Origin of the sequence: Rhodococcus sp. CX (genome assembly GCF_015865005.1) — a bacterium.
In the GTDB taxonomy this organism is placed as follows: domain Bacteria; phylum Actinomycetota; class Actinomycetes; order Mycobacteriales; family Mycobacteriaceae; genus Rhodococcus.
The window spans coordinates 58,419-69,469 of the sequence record NZ_JADZGH010000020.1; the positions used below are offsets into that span (position 1 = coordinate 58,419).

At 66.0% G+C, this 11,051-nt stretch carries 9 protein-coding genes, 2 pseudogenes and 1 riboswitch; of the genes and pseudogenes, 1 reads left to right on the forward strand and 10 read right to left on the reverse strand.

The features are described from left to right. Both I0Q12_RS31700 and I0Q12_RS01805 read right to left on the reverse strand, forming a co-directional pair. Positions 1-169, reverse strand: a pseudogene (locus tag I0Q12_RS31700) (porin); the annotation flags it as partial. A 65-nt stretch (positions 170-234) separates the two neighbouring features. Further along, complete coding sequence (locus I0Q12_RS01805; protein WP_197250322.1) at positions 235-984, reverse strand: MspA family porin; 750 nt, start codon at positions 982-984, stop codon at positions 235-237. A 1,314-nt stretch (positions 985-2,298) separates the two neighbouring features. On the opposite strand from I0Q12_RS01805, the gene I0Q12_RS01810 reads away from it, so the two are divergent. Next, the gene (locus tag I0Q12_RS01810; RefSeq protein WP_197250323.1) at positions 2,299-2,526 is read left to right on the forward strand and encodes a hypothetical protein; all 228 of its coding nucleotides are present in this window, start codon (positions 2,299-2,301) and stop codon (positions 2,524-2,526) included. A gap of 265 nt (positions 2,527-2,791) precedes the next feature. On the opposite strand, the gene I0Q12_RS01815 is transcribed toward I0Q12_RS01810, so the two are convergent. The 8 genes and pseudogenes from I0Q12_RS01815 to I0Q12_RS31705 all read right to left on the reverse strand — a co-directional run. Further along, positions 2,792-4,996 carry a hypothetical protein gene (locus tag I0Q12_RS01815; protein ID WP_197250324.1) on the reverse strand — a complete coding sequence of 735 codons (2,205 nt, stop codon included), beginning with the start codon at positions 4,994-4,996 and terminating at the stop codon, positions 2,792-2,794. Next, the gene (locus tag I0Q12_RS01820) at positions 4,921-5,499 is read right to left on the reverse strand and encodes a signal peptidase I (RefSeq protein WP_231609822.1); all 579 of its coding nucleotides are present in this window, start codon (positions 5,497-5,499) and stop codon (positions 4,921-4,923) included. Before I0Q12_RS01820 ends, I0Q12_RS01815 begins: the two co-directional genes overlap by 76 nt. A 65-nt stretch (positions 5,500-5,564) precedes the next feature. Continuing rightward, on the reverse strand, positions 5,565-6,194 hold the full coding sequence (locus I0Q12_RS01825) for a SipW-dependent-type signal peptide-containing protein (protein ID WP_197250325.1): 630 nt from the start codon (positions 6,192-6,194) through the stop codon (positions 5,565-5,567). Positions 6,195-6,522: 328 nt separating this feature from the next. Continuing rightward, positions 6,523-7,863: a bifunctional adenosylcobinamide kinase/adenosylcobinamide-phosphate guanylyltransferase gene (cobU, locus tag I0Q12_RS01830; protein ID WP_197250326.1), complete on the reverse strand. Its 1,341-nt coding sequence runs from the start codon at positions 7,861-7,863 to the stop codon at positions 6,523-6,525. Further along, the gene (locus I0Q12_RS01835) at positions 7,863-8,642 is read right to left on the reverse strand and encodes an ABC transporter ATP-binding protein (protein ID WP_197250327.1); all 780 of its coding nucleotides are present in this window, start codon (positions 8,640-8,642) and stop codon (positions 7,863-7,865) included. Before I0Q12_RS01835 ends, cobU begins: the two co-directional genes overlap by 1 nt. Beyond that, the gene (locus I0Q12_RS01840; protein ID WP_231609838.1) at positions 8,639-9,601 is read right to left on the reverse strand and encodes an iron ABC transporter permease; all 963 of its coding nucleotides are present in this window, start codon (positions 9,599-9,601) and stop codon (positions 8,639-8,641) included. Before I0Q12_RS01840 ends, I0Q12_RS01835 begins: the two co-directional genes overlap by 4 nt. Before the next feature lie 62 nt (positions 9,602-9,663). Next, positions 9,664-10,569 carry an ABC transporter substrate-binding protein gene (locus tag I0Q12_RS01845; RefSeq protein ID WP_197250329.1) on the reverse strand — a complete coding sequence of 302 codons (906 nt, stop codon included), beginning with the start codon at positions 10,567-10,569 and terminating at the stop codon, positions 9,664-9,666. Between the two features lie 80 nt (positions 10,570-10,649). Further along, positions 10,650-10,785: riboswitch (cobalamin riboswitch) on the reverse strand. A gap of 21 nt (positions 10,786-10,806) precedes the next feature. Continuing rightward, positions 10,807-11,051 (reverse strand): annotated as a pseudogene (locus tag I0Q12_RS31705) (PLP-dependent transferase); the annotation flags it as partial.

Sequence of the window (11,051 nt, forward strand, 5' to 3'; positions counted from 1 at the left end):
CCGTCGTGCCGTCCGGCAGCGTCTGGGTGATGGAGCCGTCTTCCAGGGGCACGAACGTGTCGGCGTTCGCGGCGCCGACCGAGGCGAAACCGATCGCGGTGGCCATGGCGGCACCGACACCGGCCGCCTTCAGGCCGCGGCGCAGGCCGTTCTTCACGCTGGTCTTCATGTTCTCTCTCTCGAGGGTCGCTGCTCGCGTGAGCGAGGAGTCGGGAAAGTCCGGTGGCGGCAGGATCAGCCGATGCTGAACGGCTGGCCGTACAGGCTGGTCTTGACGTAGTCGTTGCCGACGATCTCGAGGACCGTGTACGCCCGCGCCTGCGCCTGACCGCCGCAACCCTGCTGGCTGAGCTCGGCGTCCTGGTACTGGATCGAGTAGGTGGTGCTCGGCTTGGTGATGTCCTTGCCGTCGATGTGCACGAACCGGACCTGGCCGGGCTGCAGCGGAACCGACAGCGACGCGGACGGGCTCACCGTGTTGGTGACGACCGAGGTGAGACCGGTGACCGCATCGGTCACCAGGTTGCCGGTCATGGTGCCGGTGCCACCCAGGCTGAAGTTGATCCCGAGGTTGCCCTTCAGGCCGCTGATGTCCACCTGGCAGCCGACGATGTAGCCGGTGTTGATGCGCGAGACCTTGTGCGTCGAGGAGTTGTTGGTGCCCTGCAGGCTCGACGTGCTGCCGTCGGTCTTGCCGGCCTCGGTCGGAAGCTTGATGTTCGCGACGTCGACCGTGACCTTGCCGGACACCCACGCCACGCGGCCCGTGCCGTTACCGGCCAGGGACGGCGAGACCAGTGCGCTCTCCTCCGTGCGCTTGATGACGTTGCCGACCGGATCGGCGATCTCACCATCGGGCAGGGGAACGAAGGTATCGGCGTTCGCCGCACCTGCGGACAGGAACCCCAGTGCGATGGCTGCGGCAGCGGCGACGCTGCCGATCCGGGCGCCGCGGCGCAGTCCGGACGCGTGCTTCTTGCTCAATTGGTACCCCTACTCAGGTGTGTGCGGTGCCCGTCCTCGCGGAGGGCACGGTCGAGCACGCCGATCTCCGGGCAGCAGAGATCGACTGGTATGTGTCACAGCTTTTCGCGTCGTGCGAATAGTCCTCTTGCGCAAAGGACTTCGACGCGCGGTCAACTGTCGCCCCACAGGGCACTGTAGCCGTCCCAGAACCCTCCGGCCTCAGTTCGTGACGAACGATAACACGGGTTGTGAATAGCACCACTAATGAATTCCATGGTGTGAGCTAGATCACCTTTCGGTGAAAATTACGTAAAGAGCCGGTCAAGTCGACTCGCCTCGGGAACGGTGTCCGAAGTGCGAATATTACTGTCCGGTAGCTGTTTTCGTGCTCGTTGGGCACTCTCCGGAGAGCAAAGCCCTATAGAGTGACACATCACAACAAGTTAAAACCATGTTACTTGCGGTTGCACACACTTCGTGTCGTACCGGTTGTATGCAATCGTCCGCCGGATTCCGCAACCAACACCGGTCTCGGCGTCACACGGACGCACCGGTGCGACGCAGGGCGCGGCGGACCCGCTCGACGAGAACGGCCGGCCGGTGGTACAACAGGCCGGCGCCGACGCGGATGACCGTCCCACCCCAACTTCGGCAACAGCGCATAGCGGTCGATGTCGAGCGTCCGCTGCTTCCGGTCGGTCCAATGATGCGCGCCGTCCTCCGGTTCTCCGACCTCGGACGCCCTGCACGCATCAGCAGCAGACGAGTGTGCGCCTCCGGCGGCGCACCGCCATCCGCGAGTTCCAGCTCCTTCCGCTTCGACACCAGATTCCGTGCGCACTTATGTTGCACCACAACGGATTCAATCTCACGGATCTTCAGCCCGCTTGCGTTACACAAGGAATCTGCCTGGTGGATGCACCGGTCCAAGTCGACACCACGAGCAAGATCGAAACCTCAGCGAGCCCGATCCGATGAGTTCCGCAGGCAGTTTCGGATCGAGCCACTTCGCGCCATGTACTGCCGCCGCGGAGGTCCCGCCAGTCCGCCGCTCGAGCAGGCCCACACCACGCGGCCTTCCCACGCTTCGGCGAGACAGAGTCTCACCACCACCTCCACCAGTACGACCAGCAGTACACGTAGTGCAATCCACTACGGACGAACCAGGCCGAGTGGTGGTGATCGCCGCATCTGTCGAAGCCCGGCTTCGGCGGGCGCGGAGGATCCTCTCCTCGGACTCGAAACTCCCACGCCGCCACAGTGTCGGCCAGCCCGGCGAAGTCGAGTGGGGCTGTGCCGTCCGGGATTTCCACACGGAAGCACAAGGTGCGGATGGTGTTCGGTTGCATCGTGAAGGTGCCGCTACCCGTCGACAACGGCAGGTCGTCGACGACCGTCGCCACCCCGAAACCTGCGGCGTTGCACGAAGCAGCGGGCGCATCCGAAACGGAGTACCTGAGCACGTCCGCGACCGAGTTGGGGGTGGTCAGCGGCGGTCTCAGGGAGACCGATACCGGCGCGGTTACTGCGGGCAGGGTGCGCAACGCGATCGGCGCGTAGACCGGCTCGCCGGGGTTGCAGGGCGAGCGCGTCGATCGTGAAATCGAAGCGCCCTGCGCTCTGCTGTGTGGCGTACTCACCCCACGGCCCCGACGCGCTCTGGTTCGTGCTGAAGTTCGCCTGGATACCACCCTGGCTCGGTTGCGGGTGCAGGTGGGAGCCGTACTTGCACGCCGCGACCGTGCTGACGACGCCGAGGATCGCCATCAGGCGGCCTCCCCTACGGGCAGCTGCAAGCATGGCCCCTCCCCTCCTGCTCGGCTCGTTATTCCTCGACGGGCTCTTCGGCTGGTGCGGTTTCCTCCGTGGTTGCGGGGGTCGAGGTGGCGGGCGCGGTTTCGACCGCAGTGGGGGTCGCGGTGACGACCGGTGCCGGCGCAGGCGACGGCGGTGCCGGCGGCAGGGTGATGATCCAGCCTGCCGTGCCGACCGGCCGCAGCATCACCGAGTTGCCGCCGTTTGTGACGTCGAACATCACCCATCCCGAGTAGGTCGCGCTCGGCCCGAACGACGTCGGCATCGGCGCGTCCACCGCGCACGGCCCGGTCGGGGAACCGACTGGCGTGGTGGTGCCGTCGGCGAGAACCTCACGGAAGTCGTTGGAACGCAGACCGTTCAGTGTGGTCGTTCCGGAACCGTCGGACGTCGTGACGTCGAGCAGCACCGCGACGCAACCATCGGTGCGCGAGATGTCACGGACGGTGGCCTCCCCGAGGTCGCTGCCGTCGGTGGCGACCATCGTGAACGGCACAGCGGTGCTCACCCGACTCGGGGTGGTGGGCCTGCTCGGAGCCGAAACCGGGGCAGATGCGGGAGTCGGGTTGGCGCTCGTTGAACTCGTCGGGGCCGGCGATTCCGGGGTGCCTTCGGCGACAGGGGCGTCCTCGGTGCCGCCGGATTCCGGGGTGTTGTCCGGCGTTGCGGACTTGCCGCTGTCCGCTGCATCCTTCGCTCCGTCGACCTTAGCGGCGCCTGCGTTCTCCTTGCCGGCCTTGTCCTCGTCGGTCGCCTCGACACTTCGTCCGGCATCGCCCTCGGGGTCGTCCGACTCTTCCACATCGTCGCCGGCGTCATCCACGTCGCGCGCGTCGACGTCGTCAGCGAGGATCTCGGTGTCCGTGGCTCCTTCTTCCTCGCTACGGGCGAGCTCCGACTGGGGTTCGGCTTCGCCGATGATTCCTTCCTCGACAAGGAGGTCGACCGGCGACAACACCGTCGAATCTGCGCCCTCGGGCTCGCAAGACACCGGTTCCGTAGTGTTGTCGGTGACGTCGTCGGCTGCTTCCGATTCATTCGGGACTTCTCTGCTGTCCACAGGTTCGGCATCAATCGCTTCTGCCGAGACCGACTCCCCACCCACCGGAGTTGTGTCGACGTTCTCAAAGTGAACTTCCTCGACGTTCGCTTCGTCCTCAGGAACGGTCGAGTCGACGTCGGTGTGACAGGTGGTTGCTTCGGTCTGCCGGCTCATCATCATCGAAGCCAGTGGCGTATCGCTCGCAAAGCCGGCCGAGGCCGTAACAGGCGTAGCGGCGCTCACGCTCGGTAGCGGCTGCGTTGCTGTTCCGATCCCGCAACCGGCGTGGAGCACCACGAGATCGAGTGTCCACTGATGAGTACCAACCACGAGTGCATAGGCCGACATTCTGAGCCGAAGAGTCGACGATGCGTAGTCGGCTTCCTGGACTCTGGTATGGGTGAGCACAACCTCGTAGCGAGCCAGGGATGTGAACGACTTGCTCGTCGATTGGGACCGAGTCCCGGCTCCGGACGGCGCGATGGGAATGGCAATCGGGTTGCTGGTGTTGTCACCCACGTACATTCGACCCGAGGTCGATTGCACCGCACCGGCAGTCGGGGCAGTGCCCGGCACGCAGCTGGCCGTCGTCTTGAATTGTTCACCGGTCGTGGAGAAGAAGCGGGTGACTCCAAGAAATTCACCCGTGCTCGTCTTGAGGTTTCGCGCAACGGCAACCGAATGGACCGGCGGGGTAGTCGAACCGTAGTCCGCACAGGTATCCGACGAAGAAAGGTAGGAAGCGCACACTGCGGAGTCGAGTTCCGTCGCAACGATTCCGAGTAGCCCGTCGCTATGGTACTGGGTGAAACCCGTGGCCGGTGTTTGCGTTGTCCCTGTGTTCGTTGCGAATCTCTCCGCAGTCGCACCCCCCACGGTCTCCGAACTCACGAGACGGTTGATTTGGAACCTACCGCCCAGCGCATGTGCATAACCCTGCAACGATGCTGCATTCACCCCATACGTCGATCCCCCGAATACGCGGTCGGTCCAGCTCGCGAGGGTCTGCCCGACGAATCCGATGTTGAAGATCGCGGCGCCGGCCACGGCGAGCACGCCGAGTACCGCTACGAGCAGGCGCAGTGACCTGGAGTTCGTCATTGCTGCTCCTTCGAATCGGCATGCTGAGCAGATGCAGAGGTTGCCTCGTTCTTCCGGGGCCAGAACGCCCACAGCACCAGAGCGGCACAGCCGACGGTGAGGGCGGCGAGGATCATCGGATCCGAGAACCACATGATGACCGATGCGGCGCCGGGGACGGACCACAGCACCTTGCGGACCTCGGTAACCCGGTAGGGGCCAGGGTCGGGGCTGGGGTTGGCGTCACCCTGCATCTCGATGAGCGCTTCACCCGGACGTTGGGGGTACACGGCGATCACGCGGTGCGTGACGGGCAGTTCGCCTTCCTCCCGATCGACTGTGACGATGTCGCCGACCTTGATCTCGTCCGCTGAAATGCGTTGCACCACAGACATCGAGCCCTGCGGGATGGTCGGGGACATCGAACCCGTCTTGAACAGGATCAGCGAAATGTCGAAGAAGAACGCGGCAAGAACCAAACCGATGCACACCACCCCACCCGCGGCGAGCAGGTTGAGCAGCGCGTTCTCGACGCGCGACCAGACGGTTCTGCGCGGCTTGTGTTCGACCATGGCGTGCACGGCGGTACGGACCATCCTAGGAAGACGAAGACGACGGCTTGTGCCTCCCGGCACCCACCGGGAGGCACAAGCATTGGGGGTTAAACGCTCTGGCCGTTGAAGACCCAGGTGGCGGTGGCGGTCTGATTCTGCAGGGTCAGATCACCCGCGATGCCGCTGCTCAGCTCGGCCTTGAAGCAAACCCAGGCGTAGCCCTCCGGAGCGAGCGTGATCGCCGACGTGCCCGATGCCAGAGCCGAGGACAGGAGGCCGCTGAACAACTGTGTGCCGGTGGTCGTTCCGTCACACGTCGCCGGGGACGCAGTGGTCGCTCCGTCCACCAGGGTTGCAGTGACGGTGATCTGGCCGGCCAGGGCGGTACTTCCCGTCACGTTGCCCTTCGACAGGCCGATGGTGGCCCCGAGGTTACCGAACTCCTCGTGCAGACCGAAGACGCTGTAGACCGGCACTCCGGGCACCAGTGCCTCGTTGTCGGGCACGAACGTCATCGCTGCGGCCTCGCCTTCGATGGCGAAGTCGTCCCAGTCACCTGCGGCCTCGGTGTAACCCTGCAGGTTCCACTGGGAGTCACCGGTTCCGAAGATCGAGCTGCCCCACACGGAGTCGTTCCAGGCAGCGAGGGTGACGGCCGCTCCCACGCCGAGCACGAGGCCCGAAGCGAGGATTGCGCGGACCTTGCGGCGCTTCTGAGTCTGGTCAGCTGTGGTCATATCGGGTTTCCATTCTCATGGGAGCGCGAATAGGCGCGTTTGACGGACGCTTGAATTATGCGTACAAACGCCACGTTTGTTACGCCATTCATATTTCGTGTATCAGAAATCTAGAAACAGTCGTTTGCACAATTAGATTCGTAGATACGCGCAGGTCGAATGGGGTGCAGATCCTCACCCGAAGAACAGTTATCCCAAGAAATTTCGGAAAATGACCGGGTATTGTGCACGCTCGATGTACATAACGATTTCATAGACGTCGCCGAAGGTACGGAGCAAGATCACCTCAGAGATCTCGACTCCATTGACGCATCCATGGTATTAGCGGTCAGCGCAAGGAAACAGGAATGCCCGCGACTACGAGGGTTACCGCGTCCGACACCTCGGCCACACGGGTATTGAGCCGGCCCAGCAGATCTCGGAACAGCCGGCCCGACGCCGTCGCCGGAACCACACCGCTACCCACCTCGTTGGTGACAGCCACGACCGGAACCGCACACGCCTGCCACGCGCTGAGCAATTCGTCGATATCCGCGTCGACCGCGGCGACGTCTGCTCCGTCCCACACACCGTGCAGATCCAAGCGCGCGGTGAGCCACGTACCGAGGCAGTCGATGAGCAGTGGCGTCGTCGCCGACCGCAATACGTCGGCCACGTCCACCGTCTCGATCGTCGCCCAGGTATCCGGTCGCCGGTCCCGATGCAGCGCCACCCGCTGCGCCCATTCGGCGTCACCCTCGCGGACACCGCCCGTCGCCACGTACGTGACCGACGGGAACTTGGAACACAACTCTTCCGCGTGCCGGGACTTCCCCGACCGCACACCACCGAGCACCAGCGTCCGATGTCCCCCACCCCGACTGCCGCCGCCCACGTGCACCACCTCACCGTCGCGCCCGGCTCGGGCGCCACTTCTACGCAACCGCTCCCCGAGCTCCGCCATCACGGGATTGTGGTGACCGAGATGCACCGCAACCACATCCGTCGTGTCCGTGATCGCACCGACGTCGCGCATTCCCTCGACCATCGTCGCGAACTCCGGCAACCCGAGATGCCCGTCGGACAGATCGGATCGGTCACCGAATGTTTCCTCGAGGAACACCACGTCGTACCCCGCGCCGCGCACGCCGTCGAACCACTCCGCCGGCCACACTCCCGTATCGCATGCCCACAGCAGTCGCGACCCGCGCGCATCGGCGAGATCGTAGAGCACGGCATCGCCGTCGCGGAATACCCGGTGGCGCGCTGGAAGGACCCGTATGTCGTACTCCCCCACCGCCAGACGGTCGCCCGCCGCCACCGGGACGAAGCGCACCGGATCGTCCGGCCCCACCCAGGGACGGCACACGTCCAGCGCATCGACCGGACCGATCACCTCGAGTTCGTGCCCCGCCTCGATCCACGACCGGAACAACAACACCTGGGGTCCCAGATGGTCGGCGTGCGAATGGGTGAGCAGCAGGTGCCGCACCCCGGCCAGCGTCCGGCCCGCGCGCACCGCCGCCCGCGGCGCTTCGGGCCCGCAGTCGAGCATCAGCACGTCGTCGACGAGAGCCGCTGTCTGCCCGCGGATTTCACCGCGCCGCTCCGCGTCGAGGCACGAGAGGCAACGGCAGAACGGGTTGGGCCACCCGTCGGCGGCACCCGTCCCGAGGAGTACGACCTCCATCACGCGTCCTCCCGTTCCCGCAGGGGCAGTACCGCCCGGCCGTCACGACGGTCGAGCACTTCGACCCGCGCCCCGTACACCTGCGCGATCCGGTCGGCGGTGAGCACCTCGGCGGGCGGTCCGTCGGCGACGATGCGTCCTCGGTCGAGGAGGACCAGGCGCTGGCCGTACTGGGCCGCGGACGTGAGATCGTGCATCGCGGCGATCACCGTCAGGTTCTCCTCGCACCGCATGGAATCGACGAGGTCGAGCACCTGCTGTTGGTGACCGATGTCGAGGGCACTGGTGGGTTCGTCGAGCAGGAGCACGTCGGGTTGCTGCGCCAGTGCGCGCGCCAGCACCACTCGTTGCAGTTCTCCGCCGGACAACTCGGTTGCCGAGCGGGGCGCGAAGTCTTCGAGTTCGAGCCGGGCGATGACCCGGTCGACGATCTCCAGATCATGCGGCTTCTCGCTGCCGAAACGCGGAATGTGGGCGGTGCGTCCGAGCCGGATCAGTTCCCGCACCGTGACCCCTTCGGGAACGATCGGCCGCTGCGGCATCAACGCGACCGCCCGCGCCACCGCGCGTCGACCGGACTTGCGGGGCGTCACGCCGGCGACGGTGATGTCGCCGGTCGCGGCGACCAGTCCGGCGATCGAATGCAGCAGTGTCGTCTTGCCCGAACCGTTGGGCCCCACGAGCGACACCCACGTTCCGGCGGACACGACGAGGTCGATGTCGTGGAGGACCTCGACTCCTCCGCGTTTGGCCGACACAGACTTACACGTCACGGTCATGCGACACCCCGGCTGCGACGCAGGACGAACAGGAAGAACGGCGCGCCGATCGCGGCGGTGACGACACCGATGGGAAGTTCGGCCGGTGACATCGCGGTGCGAGCGACGATGTCGGCGAGAACGATGAAGGCCGCACCCACCATGAGCGACAGCGGCAGCAACAGTCGGTGGCCGGGACCCACGACGAGGCGCACCGCGTGCGGGATGACGATGCCGACGAATCCGATGAGCCCGCTGGCGGACACCACGGCGGCGGTGCCGAGAGTGGCCACGCCCACCAGAACCAGACGGACGCGGGCCGGGTCGATGCCGAGACTCGACGCTTCGACGTCGCCGACCGACATGACGTCGAGAGTCCGCCGGTGCAGCGCGATGACAGCGACCGACACGATCACGTAGGGCAGGATTGTCAGGACGTCGGACCAGCCGTCGGTGGACAGGCGACCGAGCATCCACGAATACACCTGACGCAGCGTGTCGTCGTGCAGCTGCATGAAGAACGTCTGGATGGCGTTGGCGAACGCAGCGACGGCCACACCGGCGAGGATGATGACCACTTCGGTGCGCCCGGTGCCGACGGAGCGTCCGAGCATGTACGTGGCGGCCACCGCGAGCAAACCGCCTGCGAATGCGGCCATGGGCACCCCGGCGAATCCGGCTGCGCCGCCGACGACGATGGCGAGGGTCGCCCCGAGACCCGCACCGCTCGACACTCCGAGAAGGTAGGGGTCGGCGAGCGGATTGCGGAACACGCCCTGGTAGGCGGCTCCGGCGATCGCGAGCATCGCGCCGACCACGGCACCGAGAACCACGCGCGGCATGCGGATGTTCCACAGGATCGCCTGCTGGCGCGTGGACAACCCGGAGTCGACGTCGACGAACGGCAGCGCATCGGCCATGTCGAGCAGGACGCCGCGCGCGGTGAGCCCCGCGGGACCGACCAGGATCCCGAGGAGCATCGCGGCGAGGAGAACGAGCGCCGCGCCACCCAGCACGAGGGCGCGGCGGCGCGGCGTCGATGTCACGGTGTGGGCTGGGCTGCCGGTGCTGCCGCGACGATCGCGGCGAGTTCGCGCACGAGATCCACGACGCGCGGACCCCATCGGCTGGCGATGTCCTCGTCGAGGACGTAGACGCGACCGTCGCGCACGGCGCTGAGTTCGTTCCAGCCGGCGCGCGCGGCGACGACTTCCGGCGTCACGCCGCAGCATTGCCCGTCGGCGAGGAACACGACGTCGGGATTCTGTTCGAGGATGAACTCGTTCGACAGCTGCGGGTAGCCGTCGCCACCGGTGGCGATGGACCTGAGGCCGAGCATCCCGTAGATCTGCCCGATGTAGGTGTCGTCGGTGACGCTGTAGAAGGTGTTGTCGAGCTCGTGGTAGTAGGTGAGCGGAGTTTCCCGTTCGGGGAGGCCGGCGAGGGTCTCGTCGATGTCCGTCTTCATCTGCGCGACGAGTTCGGCCGCTTCGCCGACGTGTCCGGTGGCGGCGCCGAGCTGCTCGATCTGGTCGTAGGTGTCGTCCAAGTCCTCTGCGGCCGGAAGGATCAGGGTTTCGACCCCGGCCTGTTCGAGTCCGGCGACGAGATCCGCCGTGTCGGCGTTGGAGACCACCAGGTCGGGTTCGTATCCGAGGATCGCCTCGACGTTGGGGGTGAAGCCCGACAGGTCGGTGACGGGGGCCTCGGCCGGGTAGTCGGACCGGTCGTCGACGGCGATCACCTGGTCGCCCGCGCCGATGGCGTAGAGCATCTCGGTGCTGGTCGGGCTCAACGACACGATGGCCTGCGGGACGTCGGTGGAAGCCGAGTCGGTCTCACCGGCGGGAGAGGCGTCGTCGCCACCGGAGCACCCGGCGGCGAAGAGGGCGAATACCGTGATGCCGGCGGCGAACAACCGTCGGGTGTTGTCGAGGGGCACAGCCATCCTCCGTTGCTCGGAGGACGAAAACAGCACGGCTGCAACGGATGCGTTGCGGCACGCCACCGTCCTTCGTCCGAGGACCAGTACGTACGGCCCGCGACGCCGGCTGACCTGGCTCACCCGAGGTACGGGATTCACAGTTGCGGGACAGCGCCGGACTCGCACCGGCTTCACCGAAAACGCAGCGGGTGCCCTGTCGGCGTGACAGGACACCCGCAGCGTAGCCCACGGCTTACCAGGTCAGGACAGCGCCTGCTGGAGATCCTCGAGGAGATCCTGGGGATCCTCCAGTCCCACGGACAGGCGCACCACCCCGTCGGCCAGGCCGATCGCGGCGCGCCCTTCCGGGCCCATCGCGCGGTGCGTCGTCGTCGCCGGGTGCGTGATGAGCGACTTCGCGTCACCGAGGTTGTTGGAGATGTCGACGATCCGCAGCTTGTTGAGCAGCTCGAACGCCTTCTTCTTGCCTTCGCCCTCGGCGGCGG